This window comes from Paludibacterium paludis, assembly GCF_018802605.1.
Taxonomy (GTDB): domain Bacteria; phylum Pseudomonadota; class Gammaproteobacteria; order Burkholderiales; family Chromobacteriaceae; genus Paludibacterium; species Paludibacterium paludis.
Genome location: NZ_CP069161.1, coordinates 1,864,870 through 1,891,067 on the forward strand (window position 1 = coordinate 1,864,870; position 26,198 = coordinate 1,891,067).

11 protein-coding genes and 2 pseudogenes are annotated in these 26,198 nt (G+C 64.7%); 12 read left to right on the top strand and 1 reads right to left on the bottom strand.

Annotated features, from left to right (window positions below):
• Nucleotides 1-28 precede the first annotated feature (28 nt).
• The 3 genes and pseudogenes from JNO50_RS08465 to JNO50_RS08475 all read left to right on the top strand — a co-directional run.
• Nucleotides 29-14,950 carry a LysM peptidoglycan-binding domain-containing protein gene (locus JNO50_RS08465; protein WP_215796535.1) on the top strand — a complete coding sequence of 4,974 codons (14,922 nt, stop codon included), beginning with the start codon at nucleotides 29-31 and terminating at the stop codon, nucleotides 14,948-14,950.
• Nucleotides 14,950-15,618: a hypothetical protein gene (locus JNO50_RS08470; RefSeq protein WP_189536965.1), complete on the top strand. Its 669-nt coding sequence runs from the start codon at nucleotides 14,950-14,952 to the stop codon at nucleotides 15,616-15,618. The genes JNO50_RS08465 and JNO50_RS08470 overlap by 1 nt, the downstream gene beginning before the upstream one ends.
• A gap of 370 nt (nucleotides 15,619-15,988) precedes the next feature.
• Nucleotides 15,989-16,957: pseudogene (locus tag JNO50_RS08475) on the top strand (IS481 family transposase); the annotation flags it as partial.
• 348 nt (nucleotides 16,958-17,305) lie between these two features.
• Here JNO50_RS08475 and JNO50_RS08480 read toward each other — a convergent pair.
• Nucleotides 17,306-18,268, bottom strand: a pseudogene (locus tag JNO50_RS08480) (IS5 family transposase).
• 278 nt (nucleotides 18,269-18,546) lie between these two features.
• On the opposite strand from JNO50_RS08480, the gene JNO50_RS08485 reads away from it, so the two are divergent.
• The 9 genes from JNO50_RS08485 to flgA all read left to right on the top strand — a co-directional run bounded on the left by JNO50_RS08485 (nucleotide 18,547) and on the right by flgA (nucleotide 26,181).
• Complete coding sequence (locus JNO50_RS08485) at nucleotides 18,547-18,936, top strand: type II toxin-antitoxin system RelE/ParE family toxin (RefSeq protein WP_189536733.1); 390 nt, start codon at nucleotides 18,547-18,549, stop codon at nucleotides 18,934-18,936.
• A complete protein-coding gene (locus JNO50_RS08490; protein ID WP_189536735.1) occupies nucleotides 18,933-19,238 on the top strand; it encodes a helix-turn-helix domain-containing protein in 306 nt (101 codons plus the stop codon). The genes JNO50_RS08485 and JNO50_RS08490 overlap by 4 nt, the downstream gene beginning before the upstream one ends.
• 330 nt (nucleotides 19,239-19,568) lie before the next feature.
• Nucleotides 19,569-19,835, top strand: coding sequence for a flagellar biosynthesis protein FliQ (gene fliQ, locus JNO50_RS08495; protein ID WP_189536737.1), 267 nt, complete (start codon nucleotides 19,569-19,571; stop codon nucleotides 19,833-19,835).
• Nucleotides 19,836-19,844: 9 nt separating this feature from the next.
• Nucleotides 19,845-20,615 carry a flagellar biosynthetic protein FliR gene (locus JNO50_RS08500; RefSeq protein ID WP_189536739.1) on the top strand — a complete coding sequence of 257 codons (771 nt, stop codon included), beginning with the start codon at nucleotides 19,845-19,847 and terminating at the stop codon, nucleotides 20,613-20,615.
• A gap of 2 nt (nucleotides 20,616-20,617) precedes the next feature.
• The gene (locus JNO50_RS08505) at nucleotides 20,618-21,679 is read left to right on the top strand and encodes an EscU/YscU/HrcU family type III secretion system export apparatus switch protein (protein ID WP_189536741.1); all 1,062 of its coding nucleotides are present in this window, start codon (nucleotides 20,618-20,620) and stop codon (nucleotides 21,677-21,679) included.
• Nucleotides 21,680-21,697: 18 nt separating this feature from the next.
• Nucleotides 21,698-23,761 (top strand): flagellar biosynthesis protein FlhA, encoded by a 2,064-nt coding sequence (flhA, locus tag JNO50_RS08510; protein WP_189536743.1) that lies wholly within the window; start codon nucleotides 21,698-21,700, stop codon nucleotides 23,759-23,761.
• A complete protein-coding gene (locus tag JNO50_RS08515) occupies nucleotides 23,758-24,429 on the top strand; it encodes a flagellar hook-basal body protein (protein WP_189536745.1) in 672 nt (223 codons plus the stop codon). Before flhA ends, JNO50_RS08515 begins: the two co-directional genes overlap by 4 nt.
• Before the next feature lie 26 nt (nucleotides 24,430-24,455).
• Complete coding sequence (gene flgG, locus JNO50_RS08520; protein ID WP_189536747.1) at nucleotides 24,456-25,241, top strand: flagellar basal-body rod protein FlgG; 786 nt, start codon at nucleotides 24,456-24,458, stop codon at nucleotides 25,239-25,241.
• Entirely contained in the window at nucleotides 25,177-26,181 is a 1,005-nt protein-coding gene (gene flgA / locus JNO50_RS08525; RefSeq protein WP_215796536.1) for a flagellar basal body P-ring formation chaperone FlgA, read from the top strand. The genes flgG and flgA overlap by 65 nt, the downstream gene beginning before the upstream one ends.
• Nucleotides 26,182-26,198: the final 17 nt, after the last annotated feature.

Here is a 26,198-nt window from a genome sequence, read left to right on the forward strand (position 1 = left end):
GAACAACAAGAACGTGAGGGAGAGCGCAATGGTATCGGTGGTGACGGGATCGGGTTTGGGGTTGCATCGGGGCGTGCAGGGGCTGGTGAACGGGCTGGGCCAGTGGGGCGCGGGGGTGACGGGTCGGGGCGGGGAGCGGGTGCAGGTGAACGCGGCGAGCGGCAACCTGGTGCTGCAGCACCGCGACGAGTTTCTCGCCAACGGCAAGGTCGGCGCGGGGGTGCTGCGCAGCTACAACAGCCAGGGTCGGGAGGTGGCGGGAGGCAACTGGCGGCTGGGGTTCGCGCGGCGGGTGTTCGGGTTGACGGGAGCGGCGAACACGCCGGGCAGCGAAGTGTGGCGGGAGGGCGAGGACGGGGCGCAGGTGCGCTACCGCTACGACGCGTCGAGCGGCGGCTATCTTGGCGCGGACGAAGGCGGGGCGGACGACCGCCTGACGCTGTCGGCGGACGGGACGCAGTGGCGGTGGCGCGACAGCGACAGCGGGCAGAGCGAGCGCTACGCGGCGGCGAGCGGGCGGCTGTTGGCGGTGACGGGGTCGGACGGGTCGGAGACCGCGCTGTCGTACGGGGTGGACGGGCAACTGGTGCGGATCGCCGGGTCCGGGGGCGAGCGCATCGACGTGGTGTACGACAGCGCGCCGGGCAAGGGCTGGCGGGTGAGCGGGCTGCGCACCACGCTGGTGGAGAACGGGGTGGCGCGCACGGTGACGGCGGCGCGCTACGGCTATGACGAGCTGGACCGGCTGGTGTCGGTGACCACCGATCTGACGCCGGACGACGACAGCGTGGCGGATGGCCGGGTGTACGTGACGCGCTACGGCTACGACGGGACGTCGAACCGGCTGGCGAGCCTGAGCCAGAGCGACGGCAGCCGGCTGGAGTTCGGCTACGCGTCAGTGGACGGGACGTGGCGTCTGGCCGAGGTGCGCGATGTGCGCGGGGCGACGGACGTGCGGGTGACGCGCTTCGGTTACGACGCGGCGCAGCGCGTGACGCAGATCACCGACGCGCTGGGACAGGTGACGCGGCTGGTGTGCGACGCGGACGGGCGGGTGCGGACGGTGAGCGGCGCGGACGGGCAGCGGCTGGCGGAGGTGGCGTACGACGCGGCGGGGCGGGCGGAGACGCTGACCGACGCGCAAGGGGGCGTGACGCGCTGGGGGTACGGCGAGCGGGGCGAGCGGGTGTTCGAGCAGGACGCGGCGGGTCGGGTGGTGCGGCGGCGCTTCGACCCGGCGGGCAATCTGCTGAGCGAAACGCAGTACGCCGGGGCGGCGGGCGAGACGGCGGCGGGCACGGCGCCGGCCGACGCGGCGCAGACGCGCTATGTGTATGACGCGGCGGAGTCGGGACGGGTGCGCTTTGGCGTGTCGGCGGACGGGCGGGTGACGGAGTGGCGCTACGACGGCCAGGGCCGGGAGGTGGCGCGGCTGCGCTACCTGGGGGGGGTGACGGCGGCGGAACGAGACGGCGACGAGGCGGCGCTGGCGGCGTGGGCGGCGCGGCAGGCGGTCGGCGAGCGGGTCGACACGGCGTACGACGCGCGCGGTCTGGCGTGCCGGGTGACCGGCTACAGCCGGGTGGACGGCGCGGGCAACGGCGTGGCGGACGGCAGCGAGACGACGGTGCGCTACGTGTACGACGCCTGGGGCCAGCGGGTGCAGGAAATCGACGGGCGGGGCAACGCGGCGAGCTATGCGTACGACGGGCTGCACCGGGTGGTGTTGGCGCGTGACGCGCTGGGGAACGCGACGACGACGGTGTACCTGGACGCGGCGCAGCGCACGGAGGTGACGCTGGCCAACGGCCTGACCACGACGACGAGCTACGACGCGGCCGGTCGGGTGGTGGCGGAGGCGCGGCAGGCGGCGGGGGTGGAGTTGGGCACGACGACCTATCGCTACGATGCGCTGGACCGGTTGTACGAGGAGGTGGACGCGAGCGGGCGGTGGCGGCGCTACCTGTACGACGGGCGCGGACGGCGGGTCGGGGAGGTGGACGGGGCGGGATCGCTGACGGCGTACCTGTACGACGCGTTGGACCGGCGCATCGTGAGCTACCGGTTCGCCACGGCGGTGGATGCGGCGCGGCTCACCGGGCGGCCGGAGAGCTGGACGCTGGCGGCGCTGGCGCCAGCGCGCCATGCCGGCACCGACCAGATCGCGCTGGACTTCTATGACGCGGCGGGACGGCGGGTGCGCAGCGTGGAGGTTACCGGCAGTACGGTCGAGTACCGCTATGACGCGGTCGGCCGGGAAGTAGCGCGGCGGGCCTATGCCAACCGTGTGTCGCCTTCCTATGTGCTTTGGACCGGTGGGAAAGTGTATGAGGCCATGATGCAAGCCACGGCCCTCCCCGTATCCGATCTGGCGATGCACCGGTGGGCGGTGCCGGGCCAAAATGAGGCCAACGACCGGGTGGAGCGGCGCTTCTACGATGGGGACGGCCAGCTGACCGGGGTGCTGGACGGGGAAGGCGGACTGACCGAGTACCGCTACGACGCGGCGGGACGGCAGGTGGCGACGGTGCGCTACGCGACGGCGTGCGCGGCGGCGTTGCGCGCGACGGGCAGTCTGGCGGCGCTGCGGCCGGCCGCCACGGCGGCGGACCAGGTGACGCGGCGCTTCCACGACGGCCAGGGACGCGTGGTCGGGGAACTGGACGCGGAAGGCTACCTGAGCGAGTGGCGCTACGACGCGGCGGGCAACCGGGTGCAGACGGTGCGCTACGCGACGCCGGCGCGGGCGGGGGAGACGCTGGAGGCGTGCCGTCCGGTGGCGAGCGCAGCGGACCGCGGCGAACGGATCCGCTACGACGCGCTGAACCGGGAGATCGAGCGCGAGCGCCAGCCGGACGGGCTGGTGGTGCGCACGGTGTACGACCGGCGCGGCAACCGGATCCGGGAAGAGCGGGTGGCGGGAGGCGACAGCCGGGTGACGCTGGCGCGCTACGACGCGCTGGGACGGCTGGAGGCGGAACTGGGCGGCGAAGGGGCGGCGGCGCTGGCGGAGCTGGGCGCGACGCCGGAGGCGGCGCAGGTGGAGGCGGTGTGGCAGCGCTGGGGACGGCGCCACCAGTACGACGCGGCGGGGCGCCGGGTGGCGACGCTGGAGCCGGTGGGGGCGGACGGCGCGGTGGCGCGCACCCTGTCGGTCTACGACGCGGCGGGCCGGCGCAGCGCGACGGTGAACGGGCTGGGCGAGGTGACCGGGTACCGCTACGACGCGCTGGGGCAACTGGTGGGCGAGACCCGCTACGGGACGCGCCTGGACGCGGCGGCGCTGGCGAACCTGGCGCCCGGATCGGCGCTGCCGGCCCTGCCGGCGACCGGCGAGGCCGACCGGGTGACCGGGTACTATTATGTCAAAGGACAGTTGAGAGGGCGGGTCGAAGGGGGCGCTACCCAGATCGCGTATGGGTATACCGCCTTCGGCGAGGTTTCCTCTCAGGACGACATGCTGTCGTTGGCTCAGGTGTACCGCTATGACCGGGCCGGCCGGCAGGTGGCGCAGGAGCGTGACTTCCGCGGGCAGACGCGCACGGCGACCGCGCGGCGGGTGGACGTGTTCGGTCGGGTGGTGGAGGAGCGCGACGCGCAGGGCAATGTGCGGCGCCACGCGTACGACCGGCTGGGGCGGGAAGTGCAGACGGAGGACGCGACCGGGGGGCGGCGCGCGGTGCGCTACGACGCGTTCGGTCGGGTGCTGAGCGTGGTGGACGCGCTGGGTCAGGAAACGCGGCAGGTGTACGACGACGCGACGGGGAGCGTGACGCTGATCGCCGCGTCGGGGGTGGCGACGCGCACCGAGCGCAACGCGCATGGCGAGACGGTGCGGGTGGTGGACGGCGAGGGGCGGGAGACGGTGTACCGCTACGACCGGGACGGACGTCAGGTGGGGGTGGAGACGGCGGCGGGGGCGACGTGCACGCGCTACGACAGCGCGGGTCAGGTGTTCGAGACGGTGGACACCGGAGGCACGGTGACGCGCTACGCGTATGACGCGGCGGGTCGGGTGCTGAGCCGCACGGTGGACCCGGCGGGTCTGGCGCTGAGCACGCGTTACCGCTACGACGCGCAGGGCCGGACGGCGAGCGTGACCGACGCGGCGGGGGTGGAGACGGTGACGCGCTACGACGCGCAGGGTCGGGTGAGCGAGGTGGTGGTCGACCCGGCGGGGTTGGCGCTGAGCACGCGCTACGAGTACAACGCGCGCGGCGACCGCATTGCGGTGACGACGGCGGCGGGGACGGTGCGCTACGCGTACGACGAACTGGGTCGGCGGGTGGCGGAGACGGTGGACCCGGCGGGTCTGGCGCTGACCACGCGCTACGCCTACGACGCCAACGACAATGTGGTGGCGGTGACCGGGCCGGACGGGGCGGTGACGCGCCATGTCTACGATGGCGAGAACCGCCTGAGCGTCAGCGTCGATGCGCTGGGCTACGTGACGCGGCGCGTCTATGACGCCGCGGGCCGCGAAACCGAAACGGCGCGGCTGGCGCGCCCGGTCTCGCTGGACGGGTTGGGCGCCGAGCCGGGCGCGGCGCTGATGGCGCGCCTGGTGAGCGGGCCGGACGACGTGGTGACGCGCCAGGCCTACGACGAAGACGGCCGGCTGGTGCTGCGCCGCGACGCCGCCGGCAGCGTGACGCGCTACCGCTACGACGCGGCGGGCCAGCTCCTGAGCGAGCGGCGCTACGCGCGGCCGGTCACCGAAGCGGGCACCGTCAACCGGCTGGTCAACGGCCAGTTCGCGCAGCCGGACACCCAGGGCGTGCCGGCCGGCTGGCGCTATACCTTCCAGGGCGCCGGGGCGGCGAGCGGCATCGACTTCGGCGGCGACTGGCAGCTCAACGGCCAGCCCGGCGAGCACACCGTGTACCTGAAACAGAGCGGGCGCGGCGAGGCGGGCAGCGAACAGCGCCTGGCGCAGCGCCTTGACGGGATCCGCGCCGGACAGCGCTACGCGTTCTCGGTGTACACCGGCGCGCACCGGGCGACGGCGAGCGTGGCGATCGTCTGGTACGACGCCGCCGGCCAGCGGCTGGGCGCCAGCGCCGACACCGCCGCGTCGCGCAACACCGAACGGCTGGGCGGACGCACCCTGGGGAGTTACCGGCAGATCGTCGCCGAAGGGCAGGCGCCGGCCGGTGCGGTGTACGCCGAGGCGGTGCTGAGCAAGGGCAACACCGCCGACGGGCAAAGCGATTCCTACCTGTTCGCCACGCGGGCGGTGTTCGAAGCATTGCCGGAGGACGGCGAGCGCGTCGCGGACTGGACCCAGGCGGTGCGCGCCAGCGCCGCCGACCAGGTGGCGTACAAGGTGTACGACGCGGCGGGGCGGGTGAGCCTCGCCGTCGACGCGGCGGGCCAGGCGACCGGCTTCGCTTACGACGCGGGCGGTCGCCTGGTGGCGACGCGGCGCTACGCGATCCCGCTGGCGGCGGAAACCCTGGCGCAAGCCGAGCAACCGGCCGCGCCCGGCCCGGGCCGCAACCAACTGGCCAACGGCCTGTTCGGCGGCGTCGCCGGCCCCGGCGTGCCGACCGGCTGGCGCTACCGCGCCGTGGGCGCCACCGGCCAGGTGGGCAGCGGGTTGAGCGCCGACTGGCGCGTGGCCAACGGCCTGCCCGGCGAGAACACCGTGTACCTGAAGCAGAGCGGGCGTGGCGGCGACGACGCGCTGCAGGAACTGGCGCAGACCGTGAGCGGCATTCAGGCCGGTCACCGCTACGCGTTCTCGGTGTACACCGGCGCGCACCGGGCGACGGCGAGCGTGGCGATCGCCTGGTACGACGCGGCCGGGCGCCTGCTGGGGCGCACCGCCGAGGACGCCGCGGCGCAGAACCGCAGTCAGCAGCCGGGCGGCAAATCGCTCGCCGGCTACCGCCGGCTGGTGGCGCAGGGCGACGCGCCGGCCGGCGCGGTGAGCGCCGTGGTGGAACTGCGCAAAGGCAACACCGCTGACGGGCAGAGCGACGCCTACCTGTTCGCCACGCGCGCGCAATTCGAGGAACTGGCGGCGGGAGGTACCGTCAGCGACTGGAATCCGCGCGTGCTCGACGGTCGCGCCGCCTGGCGCCCGGTACCGGTGGACAGCGCGGCGGACCGGGTCAGCCGCACCGTGTACGACGCGGCGGGGCGGCCGGCGTACGAGATCGACGCCGTGGGCGCGGTGACGCGGCACGACTACGACGCGGCGGGCCGCGAGGTGCGCACGGTGCGCTACGCCACGCCGTTGAGCGGCAATGATCCGGCGCGGGTGGTGGCGGACGCGGCGCGCGACCGGGTGGAATGGCGCCGCTACGACGCGGCGGGGCGGCGCGTGCAGCACGGCGACGCGGAAGGCTATGTGACCGCGTGGCGCCACGACGCGGCCGGGCGGGTGACGGAAGAGACGCGCTACGGCGGCCGCGCGGCGGAACCGGCGGCCGGACAGACGGCGAGCGTGGCCGGCGAGAGCGTGACGCGGCGCTGGCGCTACGACGCGGCGGGCCGCACGCTCGAAGCGGTCGACGCGCTGGGCGGCGTCACCGCCTTCGACTACGACGCGGCCGGGCGGGTGGTGAGGGAGACGCGCGCCGGCAGCGTGACGCGGCGCGAGTACGACGGCGCGGGGCGGGTGACGCGGGTGCGGCGCGGCGCGGCCGGGCAGGAAATCGAGGTGGCGCGCTACGAACTGGACGCGCTGGGCAACCGGGTGCGCGAATGGGACGCCAACCGGCACCTGACGCAGCGCGAGTACGACGCGGCCGGACGGGTGACGCGGGTGACCGACGCCGAGGGTGGCGTGACGCGTAGCGAGTACGACGCGTTCGGCAACGCGGTGCGGGTGACCGACCCGCGCGGCCAGGTGGGGACCTTCGTCTTCGACGCGGCGAACCGCGCGGTGCGGCACCTCGACCCGGAGGGCTGGGCGACCAGCACCGAGTACGACGTGTTCGGCCAGGCGGTGCGCATCACGCGCCACGCGGTGGCGAGCGTGTCCGGGGAAACGCCGGCGCCGAACGCGCGCGACGCGGTGACGCGCCTCGAACACGACGCCTTGGGGCGGCAGACGGCGATCACCGACGCCGAAGGCTACACCGAGCGGCTGACCTACGACGCGTTCGGCAACAAGACCGGCTACACCACCAAGACGGGCGGAGTGTACCGCTACCAGCACGACCGGGCCGGACGGGTGGTGGAGGAAACCGACCCGCTGGGGGTGGTGAAGCGCTTCGAATACGACGCGCGCGGCAACCGCACGGCGCAGATCGAGGCGGCGGGGCGGGCGGAGCAGCGCACCACGCGCTATGGCTACGACGCGCTGGACCGCTTGGTGAGCCAGCGCGGCGACGCGGTGACGACCTACAGCGTGGCCGAGGGCGGGCCGCGCCAGGTGATCCCCAGCGAGAGCTACCGCTACGACGCGGCGGGGAACCGGGTGGAGCGGGTGGACGCCAACGGCAACGTCACCCGCACCGCGTACGACAGCCTGGGTCGCAAAGTGGCGGAGCGCGGCGCCGACGGGGCGCTGACGCGCTGGGAGTACGACGGCGCGGGGAACGTGACGTGCGAGCGGCGCTACGCGACAGCGGTGGGGCTGGCGGCGGACGGCGGCGTGGCGGAACCGGCGGACGGGGCGGCGCGCGAGACGCGCTACGAGTACGACGGCAACAACCGCCTGGTGCGTACCATTGTGCCCAAACAGCTGGTTGGTCGCCTGGATGACAGCAGCGGCAACTACCGGCTCGACGAAACGGACCTGATCACCACACGGCGTTACGACGCCAACGGCAACGTGATCCAGGAGACCGACGCGCGCGGCAACAGCGTGCGCCGTTACTACGACCGCCGCGGCAACGCCACGCTGGCGATCGACGCCGAAGGCTACGTGACCGCGTGGCGTTACGACGGCAACGGCAAAGTGACCGAACAGCTGCGCTATGCGGCGCGCCCGGCGCTGCCCAATCCGGACGGACTGAGCGAAGCCGAGATCGTCGCGCGCCTGACGCCGGGGGCGGATGACCGCATCAGCCGCTACCGCTATGACCGGCTGGGCCGCGTCATGGAAGAGACACAACTGAACGTGGCGCAAGGCAGCGTGGACAGCAAGGGTGTCTTGAGTGAGCGCATCGCCGCGGTGACCACGCGCTACGAGTACAACGGTCTGGGCAAAGTGGTGCGCAAGATCGACGGGGCGGGCGGCGTGAGCGACTGGCAGTACGACGCGCTGGGGCGGGAAGTGCGGCGCCAGGAGGCGGGATTCACCGACTTCGAAGGGCAGGTGGTGCGGCCGACCACCGACACCGAGTACGACGGGGTGGGTAATGTGGTGCGCAGCGTGCGGCGCGGCAAGGACGACAACCGGGAGAGCGACGACCAGATCACGGTGAACCGCTACGGCGCGGGCGGGCGGCTGACGAGCCAGACGGACGCCGCGGGGGCGACGACCGAGTACGAGTACGACGCGGCGGGGAACGTGACGCGGACGCGGCGGGCGCGGCGGCAGGCGGATGGCAGCCGGGTGACGGACACCACGAGCTATCGCTACGACGGAGCGAACCGGCAGGTGGAACGGCGCGACGAAGCGACGGGGATGCGCTTCGAGACACGCTACACGGTGTACGGCGAGGTGGCGGGCAAGCGCACCAGCCCGAGTGGCGAAGGGGTGTGGCAGGAGTTCGCCGAGTACGACACGGCGGGGCGGGTGCTGAAGAGCAACAGCGGCAGCGGTGTGACCAAGGGGTATGTCTACGACGAGAACGGCAACGCCACGCTGGTCATGGAGTCCGGTGGCGGTGGCATCGATCCGGCCGATCCCGAGCGGCTGGGTCGCGACCTGCGCGGCATGACCCTCTGGCAAATGCTCAACGACGCCACCTTGCGCAAAACGGTGAGCGTGTACGACAAACGCGGCCAGCACATAGCCAGCAAGGAGCAGAAAATCACCATGGCCCGCGACGCGGTGCGGGTCGAGCAGTGGACCTCGGTCAAGCCGCAGACGGGAACGGCGGGGACGGTGACGGTGGGCGCGGCGACGGCGAACACCGAGCGGCCCGGGCGCCTGGCGGAGACGGGAGGGGTGTCGGTGACGGCTCAGCGCCCGGTCAAGGTGGGGGTGGCTGTGTCGGGAACAGCAAAGGAATGGTTCGACTATATACCACCTTATACCGTTTCTTATGCGACGACGGCGACGGTCGACGTCGAATTGCCGCAGGCTATCCTTCAGGAGCGTGATTGTGCTGGATTGTTTGTCCGGGTCAAGTTCGTGGGGGTGCGGGGCGAGAAAACATATAAGATTGCTGGTGGTTCTGGCGGCAATTTCCTGCGCTGGGAGAACGGGCGGTTTACCACGAAGATCGGTATCTGGATCGGGATGGCCAAAAGTCGTTTGGTATCTGAGGATGATCAGATATATGGAAATGTGCGGTATACCGTTGATTTATACAAGGTGGCGCCCGACAATTCACAAAGCCTGCTGACCACGCTAGCAAATGACACTTGGTGTTCATTAAACCGGGGGGCGGTGCTGACATCCGGCGTCGCCGGCGCCAACCTGCTGCATTTCACCGACCAACCTCAAAACGCATCGCGGCTGATCCTGCAGACGCGGTCGCTGAATTCCAATACTGGCTGGCACCAGACCGAGGTGCCGCGCTTTGTCACCTCCGCCGGGCCGCAAAGCGGCTGGTTCGCCATGGACTGGAGCGGCTGGGCGCGGGGAGGCTATGAGTACCGCTACGTGTCGGTGAACGACGCGGGCGAGGTGTTGAACGCGGCGCACGGCACCCTGCAGTTGAACGACCAGGGGCCGTCGGTCACGCTGACCGGCCGTGATTACGTGGGCGGTGCCGGCCGGGCGTTCGTCAGCGACGACGGCATGGTCAATGTCAGCGAACTGGGTGCCGAGGTACGCAGCGTGCGGCTGCGCCGGCGGGTGCCCGGCGGGGCGTGGGGCGGGGTGGAGACGTTGCCGGCCAGCCCCTTGCCCGGCTGGTTCCGCTTCAACCCCTACAGCGCGGGATTCGGCCAGGGGGCGGCGTGCGAATACCAGATGGAGTTGCTCGACGGCAACGGGCTGGCCATCGGCAAGCTGCTCGGCCGCCTGACCGTCGGCGATCCGAACAGCGCGACGTCGCCGGTGGCGTACCGGGATCTGCCGCAGGTGATCACCATCGCCAACCAGCCGCTGACCGCGGCGCGCGGGGTGATCCGCTATCGGCTGGCGGGCAGCAACGCGCCATTCCAGGAAACGGCGCTGATCAAACAGGGAGCGGGCAGCTTCTATTGGGACGCGACCCAATTGCCCGCCGACCGATTGAACCTGAGCGCCTACGAATTCGAGTATCAGATGTTCGACAGTGCGGAGCGCATGGTCAACCGTGCCAGCGGCACCTTGACGCTGGGCATGGGCGGCGAGCAGGTCGGCGTGAGTGCCCGCGGGGAGGCGCTGCCGTCCGTATTGAGCTTTGCTCCGGACGCGCCGCAGGCGAGCACCCTGGTGCTGTCGTACCGTCTGGCTGGCGGCAACGGACCCTTCCAGACCGTACGCGTGCCGCGTCATGCCAGCGGCGAGTTTCGTTGGGACGCGGGTGCGCTGATGCCGGCCAGCGGCCGCCTGGATTTCGACTACGTCTATGAGCTGGAGGCCGCCGGCGGCGACACGCTCAAGGCCGCCACCGGCGAGGTCATGCGCACCGCCGGGCACTTCCTGCTGGGCGCGGACGGCACCTCGACCGAGCCGCGTCTGGTGATCGTGGGTCTGGTGTCCAACGCGGCGACCATCAGCCGATCCCAACGCTACAACGCGTTCGGCGAGGTGGTGCAAGAGATCGATGGCCTCGGCCGGGTAACCGACTTCGCTTATTCGACGTTCGGCAAGCTGCTACGCAAGCAGGATCCGGAAACCGTGATCACGCTGGAGAATGGCAGCCAGCAGACGTTGCGGCCGGTGACGCGCTACGTGTATGACGGGCTGGGCCGCGCGCTGGCGGCCATCGATGCCAATGGCCACACGACGACCCAGGCATACCTGGCGTCGGGGGTGAACGGTACCGCGCCGGTCGCCCAGGAATTCCATGCGGACGGCGGCAATAAAACCTGGGGTTACGACGTGTTCGGCAACCGCCGCGTCAGCTTCGATGAGCTCGCCCGGCGCACCGACTACTTTTACGATCAGGGCAACCGGCTGATCCGTCAGGATCACGCCCGCCGCAGCGACGGCCGCCGCGGTTACGATCTCTACGACTATGACGAGGCCGGGCAGCGCATTGCGCACCTGAGCACCACCGACGGCACCGAGGTGCTGCGCGACACCACCCGCTTCGACAGCCTCGGCCGGGTGACCGGCACAATGAGCGCGGCGGGGCGCGCGACTGACTACCGCACTGTATGGGACAGCGCGATCGCCGGGGTTGGCGGACAGGTCGGCGGGGGATGGCGCACCATCGTGACCGATGCCAATGGACGGCGCCGCAGCGACGACACCGATAGCTTCGGTCGCCGGGTGGGGCATGTCGACCTGAGCGGCCGGAACTTCGTGTACCGCTACAACTGGGCCGGCAAACTCTACGAGCAATCCGGCAGCAGTGGGCAGCTGATCCGCTTCGGGTATTACCAGAACGGTTACCTGGCGCAGATCGACGACAAGGCGCTCAACAGCCTGACCACCTACGAGTACGACGCGGAAGGCAACCGGACCTTCGAAGGGTACCGGCGTTCGACCGATACCATGGATCAGTCGTTCCAGTACGCCGAAATCACGTACGACGCACTGAATCGGGTTAGTGAAATCCGGGACCCGCGCTTCACCACGCGTTACGAGTACGATGCGGTCGGCAACCGCCGGCGTGTCTGGGCGTATTACCACAATGGCCTGAATGGACACGTGCAACTCCAGGACAACTGGTACCGCTACGACGCGATGAACCGGTTCGTCGTGTCGATGGGGCGGTTGGTGAATGGTCAGATCGTCAAGGGCGACGGCGAGGCCGGCGTGGAGATCCTGTACAACGCGGCCGGGGAGCGCATCAAGGCGTCGTACGCCGGCTCGGGTACCCAGGAGACTTACGGCTACAGCGCCGACGGTTATCTGGAAAACGTCTGGATCAACGGCCAACTGGCCGCCAGCCGCGACAACGACTTGCTGGGCCGTACCACGCGCTATCGCGCCTTCGCCTGGAACGGCGCCGGCAATCAGACCAGCCAGGTGACGTCCAGCTACGACGCCGACCATCGTCTGATGCGGCAGGACAGCGATGGCACCATCACCACCTTCACGCTGATGAACGATGGCACCCTGGCCTCCAGCGCCCAGGTCGACAAGGGCGGGACCACGATCACCACCACCTACGCCTACGACTGGTGGGACGAGGCAAAGCAGACCGACATCAAGATCCAGGGGAAAAACGACCAGGCGCCGAACTGGGCGCCGGGCTTCTCGAAATTGACTTATGACGTCAACGGCCACATCGCGACGTCGGAGGACGCGCAGCGTCATCTGCAGCGACGCTACGTCAACAATGCCCAGGGGCTGGTGCTGCAACGCCAGGAATTCTCCGAGACGAAAGACGGCTACACGATGTTCAAGCGTCAGGCCTACTACTACCTGGATGGCAAGGAGGTGGGGGCGATTGGCGACGACGGGCCAAGCCGTGTCGACTACGCCAGGGCGCTGGCGACCAAGGTGAACCGGCATCCCACCTATTACGAGTGGGATCCGATCGCCTCGGCGGACTTCGACCAGAACTACGAGCCGATCGGCCCGAACTACCCGCCGCAAAGCCCGGGCAGCTACACCCTGCGCGATGGCGATACCTTGCAAAGCATCGCGACGCTCCTGTGGGGTGACAAGACGATGTGGTACCTGCTGGCGGACGCCAATGGTCTGAGCGGCGGCGAAACGTTGGTGGCGGGGCAGGTGCTGAAGGTACCGAACAAGGTGACGAATGTGCACAACACGAGCGCGACGTTCCGGGTCTACAACCCGGGCGAAGCGATCGGGGACACTTCGCCGACGCTGCCGGATCCGCCGCCGCCTCCGCAACGCTCAGAGGGAGGCGGAGGATGTGGCGGGATCGGCGCGCTCTTTGCCGCAGTGGTATCGGTGGTAGTGGGGACGTTTACGGGAGCATGGATGCTCGCTGGCGCGATCGGTTCGATCATCGGTCAAGGGGTCTCGATGGCGGTTGGCGAACAAGATCGTTTCTCATGGCGTCAGGTCGCCCTCAGCGCCATCGGGTCTGGCGTATCCGCGGCCATTGGCGGGGGAGTTCAGGCAGGCGCTTGGGAAAAGGTTGGCCGTGGCATGCTCAGCAATGCCGTGACGCAGGGAGTCGCGGTGATGACCGGGCTGCAGAAGAAGTTTGACTGGACCGGTGTTGCTGGCGCCGGGCTGGGAGCCGGCGTCGCCTCCCAGATCAATCTGGGCAGTATCGAAAGCTCCTCCGGAGGAAGAATCGTTGCCGGAACGCTGAGAGGAGTTGTCTCGGGTGGTGTGCAATCGGTGGTTTCCGGACACACTCCTAATTGGGGAGCAATTGCCGTGGAGTCGTTCGGCTGCTCGCTGGGTAATACTCTCGTTGAGAGTCAGGTACGAAATCTTCGTCTGGAACGGTCGGGATATGAGCAGTTTAGGGAGGGTGAGAGTACGTATAGTATAAATGCCCTGCTGCGCGCAGGGTATCCGAAAAATGCGGAATTTATTACTTCACCTGTGGATGATAATGGGAATCCGCTGCAAATTGGTATGCCAATTAATCTGGGCGAGATGAAGGTCTATGGAAGTGCGATACCGTATTCGCCACATAATTCATTATCTTATAGCGATGGAAATGGTACGCCGATAATGGTGACAAGGGACGCCGTTTACTACGCGGATGGTGTCGAGGTGTTCAGTGATGATTCATCTGCAATGTTTGAGCGGAGACTTAATCTTGACCTTGTTTTGGATGATGGTCATTGGGACAGAGTTAAGCAGCGAGTCAGCTACCTTAATGATAAAGATAGCCAATTTTTTGGGTGGCTAACTAATTCAAATAATAGCATCACAAATGCTGAGCGCTATGAACTTGAATTGCTGAAGCGCATTGACATGGCTAACAGTGTTTCCCGATTTGAAAAGGGGTTTTTCGATGCTGCTACCACTATGGCAAAGAGTTTGGATGCCCTGGGAGAGGACTCTCTAAATCGAGCTTTTTCAGGGATGGCTGGTGCGCTGAATATTAAAGGGAATGATGCCCCATCGGCACGTAGTCCTCTGGTTCAATCTATCGAGCAACGCGGGTGGGGTAAGACCGCAATGAGTGTAGGTGAGTCAATAATCCATTCAGTAGTGGATGTTCCTCGCATACTGTGGCGTGGTAGTGCAGAGGAACAAGGAGCGCTTACTTTTGGAGTGGCGTCAACGGCCCTTGCTGCTCCTGTACGAATGGCTCGCATGGCTAGCTTGACCCGTGCTGGACTAGTAGAGGCGGAGACAGCCTCTGCAATTCGTGCTAGTGTTCCAAGCAGACCTGCAGGTCTTTTCCTGAATGAAGTCAGCACAACTTGGCGCGGCCATGAAAATTCTGTTGTCGAACAGCTAAGATCAACGATTGGTGAAGATTTTGCGTCAAAAGTGTATTTGAGAGTAGAAACGGCTGGCGGTAAGACATACAGCATTATTCCAGACGGGCTTGAGCGATCCGGCAATTCCTTTATCGTGCACGATGCGAAGTTCAGTCAGGTTAGGGACTTAGTCAGTGCAACCCCCGAGCAGCTGCGAAGTACATTTACCATAAACCAGAAGCCTGCATTTGACGCCATTGCAGCAGGAGAGGCCAAAGTAATGCTGCTTAACTCGCAAGGTGGCAGAGCGTTACTTGGTGACGAATTTAGGGTTGGCATGCCAATTCAAGTGCAGCCTTCAATCAATCTGTATGTGAACTCTCCTGTAGGAGTTATCAAAAGGACTTGGCCATAATGACTGTTATTGCCGTTCGTAAACTGGACAAAGCCATTTCTCAAGCATTGCTGGAGTGGCTATCCCCCCACGGCTTTATCGCTGCCGAGGGTGGGGGGGTGGAGCGTTGGTTGGGTAATCGCTATGACTTCATCGGTGCGGTGGTTAATCGTGTTGGGGGGCTGAATCGCATATCTCCGTTTGGACAGATGGGTTTTTCTGATAGGAAAAACATTTACTCCTATTTCATGTCTGACAACCCGCAGGAGTCCAGCAAGATTGCGGTTGATGTGCAATTGAAATATGCGCACTTTGTGAAGAGCTGGACGACGGATATGCTGTGCCAAGAAATTGAGCAATTGGATGCTTTTTTGGCAGAGTTGCGGGTTTTTGTTTTTGAAAAACTATATCCTGCATTGCAGGCGTATGATTCACCAGAAAAGATACTCGCTGCGTATCTCAAGAAAAATGAGAAAGATCGACGCAGTTTTGATCCGCCAAGCTGGTTTGGGTTTAGTTCAGCGTTGACAGGTTTGATTCTGGCGCGCCTGTACTCCCCAGAGGATTACCCAGGCTTAAAGCAACGCTATGCGGGTGAGTTTGAGGGTCTGGATGAAGAAAAGCTTTCCCGGGGCAAACGACTGATCGCCTATCTGGATCAGCCAGGAGTGCTGCCACCGCTGAAATGATAATTTGCCCACCGGGCTGATAGGTATTTTTACATCTGTGGTTCGACCTTGGTCGAGGCTTCTGGCTTGCTGTAACCGTACGGTGCAATTGTTCCAAACAGCGGGGCGACAAATAGTGTCGTGGATTCGGAAGTCAGTGCGCTGCAACGTATTGCAGCGAATAACGCCGTCGATACTGGATCGGCTGCGCGCATGGTTCGCATTGACGAACTGGTGGCGAATAACTACAACCGCTTGCTGACTCAGGACTTGAGCACACAGGGCTATGTGTCGCATCCCGGATGATCATATAAGCAAACGCTTTTGAGAAACTTGCCATCGCCCGGGAAGGTATGGGTAGGCTTCTGCACGCCCTACAACAGCAACAACAATGATCGTCAAACTGCACAAACAAGCCCGCACAACGCCGGCTATCCGCGAGGAAATTCGCAACGCAACCGGCACCTTGGCCGAACTGGCGGCACGCTTCAACGTCAGCATCCCCACCATCATCAAGTGGCGGAATCGTGACTCTGTTGAAGACCGCTCGCACACGGCCCATCGGCTGCAAACCCGGCTGACACCGGCCCAGGAGCACATCGCGGTCGAACTGCGCAAGTTGCTCAAGCTCGGCCTGGATGACCTGCTGGTCGTCGTGCACGAGTTCCTGAACCCCGACGTTTCCCGCTCCGGGCTGGACCGCTGCTTACGTCGCCACGGCGTAGGCAACCTGCGTGATCTAGAGTCCTCGTCCGCGCCGGTCAACCGCCTCAGCAAGCCATTCAAGGCGTACGATCCGGGCTACTTTCACATCGACGTCAAATACTTACCGCAGATGCCGGACGAAACATCCCGCCGCGACTTGTTCGTTGCGATCGACCGCGCCACACGCTGGGTCTTTGTGCAGATTAAGTCGAACAAGACGGCCCATACCGCCAGAGCGTTTCTAACCGCCCTGCAAAAGGCGGTGCCGTGCCATATCCGAACGATCCTGACCGACAACGGCAGTGAGTTCACCGACCGGCTGTTCAACAAGCAAAAGCAACCGAGTGGTGAACACGAATTCGATCTGCTGTGCACTGCGCTCGGGATTGAGCACCGATTGAGCAAACCGCGCACCCCGCAAACCAACGGGATGGTAGAACGCTTTAACGGCCGGATCAGCGACGTGCTGGCGACGCACCGCTTCGAATCCGGCAAGGACTTGGCCGAGACGCTGGAGCGCTATGTACTGCTCTACAATCAGCACTTACCGCAATTGGCGCTGCAACATCGAACACCGATTCAGGCCATGAAGGAGTGGCAAAAACAGCGCCCTGAATTATTCAAAAAGCGCGTTAGCAATCGTCCGGGACTGGACAGTTACTGCGCTGACCTTAAGCTGCGTGGAGCGACGGAATTGCTAGCTGTTTCCGAAAAGTGGATTGACTTCTATTGGGAACGTTTGAGCAGCATTCCTTTTGATCAGCTTGAGCGGACTGCAAAGTCAGCGCCGAAACTTTCAAAATTGCTCATTGAATTGCTTGGAAAGTAAGTAAGGCTGTGGCTGGTCGCAACTCTCGCTTACGACGAGAGTTGCGATAAATAGTGTTCATGTTGAACGAGCTACATTAGCCTGACCGCGGCTTGGCATCGAAGGTCGGCGCATTTTCATGGCTTTGTTGCATAACCCCGCACAAGAACGAGGGGCCTCTTTCCCAAGACGGATTTACCCCATCGCCGCTACCGCCACGGTCTTCGGGCAGCCAAGGGCGGTAAAGCGGTTCAACAGCGCCGCACGCACCTGAAGTTCCGCCACCTGTCGGTCAAAGGTGCGCGCCTTCACTCGGCTACCCAACCGCTTGAAACAGTGCATCTTCGTTTCCACCAGACTGCGGCGGTGATAGCCGCTCCAGCGTTTCCAGATTCGACGGCCCACACGCTTGCATGCCGCAATCGCTGCATTGCGCACTTCGCTGCCGACAATTTTCGACTTCCACGCCTTGGCGTTCTTGCGCGGCGGAATCACGGGCATGATTCCCCGTTCAAGTAGCGCTGCGTAACTGCCCAGGGTGTCATACGCGCCATCCAGGGTCGCTGTGGCAATGGGCTCATCCGCCGGCAGCTGCATCAACAGCTCCGGCAGTATCGGTGCATCTCCCACACCATTGCCCGTCACCTCGATGGCGCGAATTTCCAGCGTTTCAGCATCGATACCAAGGTGTACCTTGCGCCACTGCCGACGATACTCGGCACCGTGCTTTTTACGTTTTCCATTCGCCTTCGCCGAGAAACTGGATGCCGGTGCTGTCGACCAGCAGGTGCAGTGGGCCGTTGCTGAGGCGATAGCCGATCTTGACCTGCAAGGTGCGCTGGCGACGGCATACGGTGGAGTGATCGGGCGCCGGTCAGTCGAGTCCGGCTAATAATTGCAGCAGGCTTTGCACCATGCCCAGACTCTGGCGCAATGGCAGATTGAACAGGCATTTGATACTCAGACAAAACTGAATAGCCCCGTCGGTGTAGTTGGCTGGCCGGCCGTTGTTGCCGGCAGGTTCCGCCAGCCACTTCAGTCTTTGTCGAGCCAGACCAGCAGAGATCCGCGTGCGGTCAGCGCTGCGTCGTCGTCATGCCAGTTGGTGGTCGTGTAGCGTTGCTTGGGCTTCTTGTTCTGATGTGCTGCGGTATTCATCGCCTTAGCATACCGCAGCGGGTGGCGGGGTTATGCAACAAAGCCGCTGAAACCGTCTTCCGGCGAATTCCATCAAGGCCCGCAGCCCTATGGGGCTGCAACAAGGCCGGATATAAGCGAGCAACCAACCGCTGCATGTCATTTTATGAAACTGCCCTTGGCAAACGGGAGGCGTCCATATAAGCCGCTCTCAATACTCGGGGGACGTCGGACCCATCACAGCGTTGTCTTTGTGTGTCACTGGGTGATATAGTGTGTGCCACACAGTGGGCCAAACCATGCATATTTATAAAACCCGACAGTTCGGCAAGTGGGCTGGCAAGGAAGGCCTCTCCGACTCAGTCTTGGCCGCGGCTGTTGCCGAGATGGAACGTGGTCTGATCGATGCCGACCTTGGAGGCCATGTGGTGAAGAAGCGTGTCGCCTTGCCCGGTCGCGGCAAGAGCGGTGGCGCTCGCACGCTGTTGGCCTATCGGTTGGCCGATCGTGCTTTTTTCGTCTACGGTTTTGCCAAGAATGAGCGTGACAACATTGACGACAAGGAGCTGAAGGCCTTGAAATTGTTGGCGTCGACCTTGCTGAGGTGGACGGAACAACAGCTGGCTCATGCGCTGGAAGAGGGCGCGTTGCTGCCGGTGAATCCTGATGTGCAACGAGGTGAATCATGACTAGCCGACTGTTGGAAACCCTGCACGAAACCGCCCGGGAGTTCGCCGAGATCGGGTTGGTCGATGCTCAAACCATGCGCGAATTCGATGCGGCCTGCTTGCCGCCGGTGAAGAACTTCACGGCCGACGAGATCAAGAATCTGCGCCTGCGTTGCCGAGCCAGCCAGGCCGTGTTCGCGGCCTACCTGAATACCAGCCCTTCGACCGTGCAAAAATGGGAACGGGGTGATAAGCATCCTAACGGTCCATCATTGAAACTGTTGAATCTGGTCGAGCGAAAAGGCCTGGAAGTGTTGGCCTGACGGCGATATCTGCCTTCGGTTCTCTCAGTGTTCGCTCGGTAAAATCGCAGGTCGTTCGTCCGTTTTACACTTTGCCTTCCATCATCCATCTCCAGGCGAGCACGCCCCTCCATGCGGGAAGGGGGGCGTTCTGTTCGCTACGCCAACTCATCCTACCGTCTTTCCTCTTGAACGAGAGCGTCGTCGCGCCTGAAGTCGTGAGGGCGGATATTTTAATGCATATTGGGTATTGACATTATTTTCGTTTGTATAGTACAAACGGCTGTTTATTTCTTTTTGTTATTCTAATTGTTTAATGACAATACGAATAACGGGAATGGCCGCGACTGAATGACAAACGATCTTGCTTTGCAGTTGATGTCACAGATGATGTGGAGCGCGTTGCTGATCGCCGGGCCGATCCTGCTGCTGTCGGTGGCGGTCGGCGTGCTGGTCAGCCTGTTTCAGGTGGTGACCCAGATTCAGGACGCGTCGCTGGCTTTTGTTCCCAAACTACTCGCCGTGTTTATCGCCCTGGTCTGTTTCGGCCCCTGGATGCTCAAGCGTCTGGTTTCGTTCGCCACCTCGATGGTGGGCGGCATTCCCGGGCAGTTCTGAGCACGGCCGATGATGACTTTTACCCTTGATCTGTCGTGGGTGTACGCAACGCTGCTACTGTCCCTGCGTCTTGCCCCTTCTTTTTTCCTGACCCCGCTGCTGGGGCCATCCCCGATCCCCGCGCCGGTCAAGGTTGTGCTGACTCTCGGTCTGTCGTCGTTCATGGTGCTGGCGCAGGCGGTGCCGGTGCGCATTCCCGATAGCGTGTGGGAACTCATCGGGCAGATGGCGTCCGAGGCTCTGCTGGGCGCGGCGCTGGCCTACTCGGTGCAGGCGGCGTTCGCCGCCCTGTCCTTCGCGGGGCGTACCGTCGACACGCAGATCGGCTTCAGCCTTGCCGGGCTCGTCAATCCGATGACCCGCGTTTCCGAAGCGTTGAGCGGTTTGCTGTTCGAGCTTCTTGCCGTGGCGTATCTGTATGCGGTGAACGGCCATCACATGTTGCTGCGCGCCCTGGCGTTCAGTGTGCGCAGCGCGCCATTGGGGCTGCCGTTCGCCGTTCCGCGACCGGAGATGATCATCGGGCAGTTCGCGACCGTGTTCACGCTGGCGCTGGCGCTGGCCGCGCCGCTTCTGGTGACCCTGTTCGTGCTCGACGCGGGGGTCGCGGTGATGTCCCGCTCGTTGCCGCAGTTCAATGCGTTCGTGATCGCCATGCCGGTGAAAGTGCTGGTCGGCCTCGCGGTTTTTGCCATTCTCATTCCCCGGCTGGGCGATTTCTTCGAGCGTTGGCTGACGTCCATCCTCGATGGCTGGGCGAAACTGGTGCCGTTGGGGTAAGCATGGCCGAACAGGAACAGGATCGCTCCGAGGAGGCGACGCCGCACAAGAAGGACGAGGCGCGCAAGAAGGGAACCGTGCTGCGCAGCCAGGATGTGATGGCATTGGGGTCGGTGGCGGCGTTTCTTGGTTTCGCCGCGGTGTTCGGGCCGGCCGCCATCGGACGCTGTCTGACGGCCTACACCGGATTGTGGAGCCGGGCGGCGGAGCTGCCGTTCTCGTTGACGGGTCTGACCGTCTGGCTTGGCGATATCGGCCGCGAAACCATGCTGATCTTTCTGCCGCTGTGGCTGATGCTGGGCGTGGTGGCGGTGGTGCTGTCCGCCGGACAGTCAGGCTGGAAGGTCTCGTTCGAACCGCTGAAGCCCGACTGGCAGAAAGTGAATCCCATCGAAGGATTCAAGCGGCTTTTCACCGTGAAAATCCTCTTCGAGGCGGTGAAGTCGGTTCTCAAATTCGTTTTTTATGCCGCGGCATTGTATGCCCTCGTCAAGGCGGGCATGGCCCACTGGTTGGGGTTGCCGATGGCCGAGCCGGGCGGCGTGGCGGCCGTGATGGGCGGCAGTGTGCTCGAGGCCGTGCAGCGCATGGCGCTGGTGATGCTGGCCATCGCCTTGCTGGATTTTCTGTTCGCCCGGCGTTCCCTCGCGCGCAAACTGCGCATGTCGCGGCGCGAGGTCAAGGAGGAGATCAAGCGGCGCGACGGCGACCCGCGGATCAAATCCAGACTGCGCGAAATCCGCCTGCAGTTCCTGCAGAAAATCCGCTCATCCTCGCGGGTGGGCGAGGCGGACGTGCTGATCGTCAATCCCCGCCATCTGGCGCTGGCCATCCAGTACCGGCGCGAGGCTATGCCCGCGCCGCGGCTGCTGGCCAAGGGCGCGGGCGATACCGCGCTGAAAATGCGCCGTCTGGCGAGGCGCCATGGCGTGCCCATCCTGGAAAACAGACCGCTGGCGCGTGCCCTGTTCAGGGAGGCGCAGATCGATGACTGGATTCCCGACACGCATTACGCCGGCGTGGCCAAAGCCCTGGCCTGGGCGTTCAGGGTCAGGCGGAAATAACACGGGACACTAGCGTCGATGGCGAAACTGATTCAATGGCTCAAAAGCGGCTCGGACGTGTCGATCGTCATGGTGATGGTCGGCATCCTCTTCGTGCTGTTCGCGCCGGTGCCGGCGCGGGTGCTCGACGCGCTGATCCTGACGAACGTCAGTTTCGCCCTGTTCGTTCTGCTGATGACCTTCTATGTCGCCAAACCGGTGGAATTCTCGACCTTTCCCTCGGTGCTTCTGGTCGCCACGCTGTTCCGTCTCGCGCTGAACGTAGCCGCCACGCGTCTGATTCTCTCCGAAGGCAATGCCGGACAGGTGATCGCGGCAATCGGCAGTTTCGTCGTCGGCGGCAATTACGTGATCGGGGTGATCGTGTTCCTGATTCTGGTGGTGGTCCAGTATGTCGTGGTGACCAGCGGCGCCCAGCGGGTCGCGGAAGTGGCGGCGCGCTTCACCCTCGACAGCATGCCGGGCCAGCAGATGAGCATCGACGCCGATCTGAACATGGGGTTCATCGATCAGGAAGAGGCTCAGCGGCGCCGCAAGGAACTGGAGAACGAAGCGGGTTTCTACGGCGCGATGGACGGCGCCAGCAAATTCGTCAAGGGTGATGCCATCGCCGGCATCATCATCATGCTGATCAACATCCTGGGCGGCTTCGCCATCGGCGTGGCGCAACTTGGCATGCCCTGGCAGGAGGCCTTGCAGACCTATACGTTGCTGACCATCGGCGACGGGATCGTGACTCAGGTGCCCGCCCTGGTCATCGCCGTGGGCACCGGCATCATCATCACCCGCTCCTCATCGGGCGAGCGACTCAGCAAAGAACTGTTCGGCCAGTTCGCGGCCTATCCCGGCATCCTTTTCATGGTGGCGGGCGCGATGCTGCTGGTGGCCATTCTGCCCGGCATGCCCGCAGCGCCGGCGCTGCTGCTGGCGGCCGCCTTGCTGGGCGCGGGATTGCTGCTGCGACGCCTGCGGGCCGTGCGTTCCGCCACCGGTCCGGTCGCCGAAGAAGGCGCCGGCGGCGCGGGCGAGGATTCGATTTACGACACGCTGAAGGTCGATGTGCTGGCCATCGAGTGCGCCTCTTCGCTGCTTCCGCTTTTTGGCAAGGATGGCGCGTTGCTGACCGAGCGCATCGGGCTGTTCCGCAAACAATACGCGCTCGAGTCCGGCCTGGTATTGCCCTCCGTGAAAATCCGCGAAACGAAAAGTCTGCCCGACAAGCGCTACCGCATTCTGTTTCAGGGCGACCGGCTGGGAGACGGCGAGCTGGAGCCGGACTTGTGGATGGCCATCCACCCGGGGGGAGAGCGCGCCGCGCTGCCGGGCGTGGAAACACTCGAGCCCGCCTACCGGCTGCCGGCCGTCTGGATCGAGGACAAGCAGCGGGTCAGGGCGCGCGAGGCAGGCTACACGGTGGTGGATCCGGTCACCGTGTTCATGACGCACTTTTCCGAACTGGTGAAACGCAATGCATCCCAGATTCTCACGCGGGATGAAGTCGGACGGCTGATTCAGCACCTGGGCAAAGAGCACGCCGGGCTGATCGAGGAGTTGGTGCCGAACGTCCTGTCGCTCGGCGAAATCCAGAAAGTACTGCAATTGTTGCTCAAGGAAAACGTTTCGATCCGGCAACTGGTGGCGATCTGCGAGGTGCTGGCCGATGCCGGAAAGGCGAGCAAGGACCCGGAGCACCTAGCCGGCATCGTTCGGCAACATCTGGGCACAGCGATCTGCCAGCCGCTGCTCGACGGCGCGGGAACTCTCAACGTGATCGCCATGGATGCCGGGCTCGAACAAACGCTTTACGAGGGACTGCGCCGGGCCGAATCCGGCGGTGCCACGCTGGCGGTCGATCCGCGCATTGCCGAAACCGTGATTAAACAACTGGTCGGTCACGCCGAGCGCATGGCCGCCGCCAACCTGATGCCCGTGCTGTTGTGTTCGCCCGATGTCAGGTCACCGCTGCGCAAGCTGTGCGAACGAATGCTGCCGCATTTGCATGTTCTGTCGCTGGGCGAGATCCCCGCGCAAACCAGTCTGAAATCCTTTGCCGTCGTGACGGCGCGAGAGGGAGTGGCATGAATGCATTGATGGGAGTGCTGGCAAGCTCGATGAACGCCGATATGGCGCGTCTTGGCGGCGTGGCGCACAACATGGCGAACGCAACGACACCCGGGTACAAGAAAGTTTTCGCCTTGCCGCCCGAGGTGACACGTGGCGGCACGGTGGATCGGCGATCCGGTGTGCTCTCCCGAACCGGCGACGAGTTTCATTTGGCGATCGACGGTGACGGGTTTTTTGTGGCGGGCGGAGACGGCGAGCCAATGGTGACCCGAGGTGGAGCGATGAAGCTCGACAGCCGAGGCCGGCTACTGTTCGCTCAGTCCGGGCGCCCTGTTCGGGGAGAGGGCGGCGACATCTTTCTCGCGCCCGGCGCATTCACCGTCACCGCGGCCGGCGAGGTGACGCAGGGCGGCGTCCCGGTGGCCCGCCTGCGCCTGGTATCGACGAAAGGACGGACAGCGCTGGACGCCATGGGCGAGGGCTTGTACCGGATGTCCGGCGTGGATAGCGCCGAACCGGCCGGCGGGCATGTCCGGCAAGGGTATCTGGAAATGTCGAATGTGAATTCGGCCCGGGAGATGGTCGAGCTGATGGAAGCGACCCGCCATTTCGAATCGGTGCAGCGCGCCGTGACGGGTCTGGATGCCGTTTGGGAAAAATCGTTGAAAACCCTGGGCGAATTCTGAACGCCGGGGGCACGGAGAACACCTTCATGATCGATGCACTGTATTTGGGCTCGTCGGGGATGTCGGCGCAGCAAAGCCATCTGGAAACGGTGGCCAATAACTTGGCGAACATGAATACCACCGGCTTCAAGCGCTCCCGGGTGGTTTTCGAGGACTTGATGGCCCGGGAAACGGGTGTGCTGGCGGGACCATTGGCCGAAGACAGCCCGGGTTCCGTCATGCTTGGCGGCGGCGTGCGTGTCGCGTCCATCGACACGGTGTTCGTTCAGGGCGATTTGCGCCAGACCGACTCACCGATGGATCTGGCCATCAATGGTCCCGGTTTTGTCGAGGTGACGCGCGCCGACGGCAGCGTGGCCTATAGCCGCGCCGGCACCTTGCGGGTCAACGATGACGGATTGCTGGCGTTGGGCAACGGAGTACCCCTTAACCCGCCGATTTCCGTACCGGCGGACACCCGGCAATTAACGATCGGCCGGGACGGCAAGGTGAGCGTGGTGGCGGGCGGCGATTCCAGACCGGTGGAAATCGGACGGGTCGAACTGGCCATGTTCAATAGTCCGGTCAATCTCAAACCGCTGGGCGAGGGTCTCTACGAAGCCACCGCGCAATCGGGAGAAGCCCAGCTGGGGCAGGCGGGAGAGTCGGGGCGCGGCGTACTGGCCCAGAAGTATCTCGAAGGCTCCAACGTCAAAATGGCGGATGAAGTCGTCAGCATGATGCTCGCTCAAAGAGCATTCGAAGCCAATGCAAAAATCATTCAGGCCGCCGACGAAATGCTGGCGATCAGCAATAACCTGCGCCGCGGCTAGGTGTCTGGCGCTTGCCATCCTCGTAGTCGCGCTGAACCCGTCGCTGGCCGGTGCACTGGAGATCGAGGTGGCGGAGCGCAGCGAGATCCGCCGTGGCGACCTGCGGTTGATCGACCTCGCGCCCGGCCCGTGGCCGGACGCCGTGCGAGGCGCGCTAGAGGCGGTTCGTCTTGGCCGCGCGCCCCTGTTTGGTGAAACGCGACGGCTTCCTCGTTCTTTGCTTGCGGCGGGATTTCGGCGGGCGTCATTCGCAAGCGGCATCGAACTGCGTGCCCGGCTGCCGGCGGAAGTGTCTGTCACGCGCGCGGGGGGCGTCGCCGATCGCGGGCGATTGGGCCATGACGCGCAGAACCGGTTGAGCGAACGCTTGGCCCGCGAGTGCGAAAACCACGCCGCCACGGCACTCGATGAGCCGCGGGAGAGCTGGCTTCCTCCGGATGACGTCAGGCGCGAACAGTGGCGGATCCCGTCCCCGCTGTCCGGGCGCATGGTGGCCTGGGTCGATATTTTCGAGAACGGGAGTTTGTACCGGAGTATCCCTTACTGGTTTCGCGTCAGTTGCCAGGTGCCGGCGTTTCGCCTGAATACCACGGTAGGCGAAGGGGAGACGCTTGGCTCGCCCTCGGTCCGGAGCGAATCGGTCGACCTGGCGGCCTTGGCGCCGGGCGAGCGTCCTGTTCGGGTACTGCGCGATGCCGTTGCCCGTCGCACGTTGGCTGAAGGGCGATTGCTGCTTGAAGAGGACATCATGGCGGCCCCGGCGGTGCGCAAGAACAGTCTGGTGCAATTGCGGGTTGTCAGTGGCAGTGTCGAGCTGGAGTTGACCGGTACGGCGCTAACCGATGGCGCTATCGGTGAAGTTATATGGGTTCGTTCCGGTCTGGGGGGGGAATTGCTTCGGATTAAAGTGACAGACAAGGACAATGGTGTTGCTATATAAATAATAATTTCTGTGGT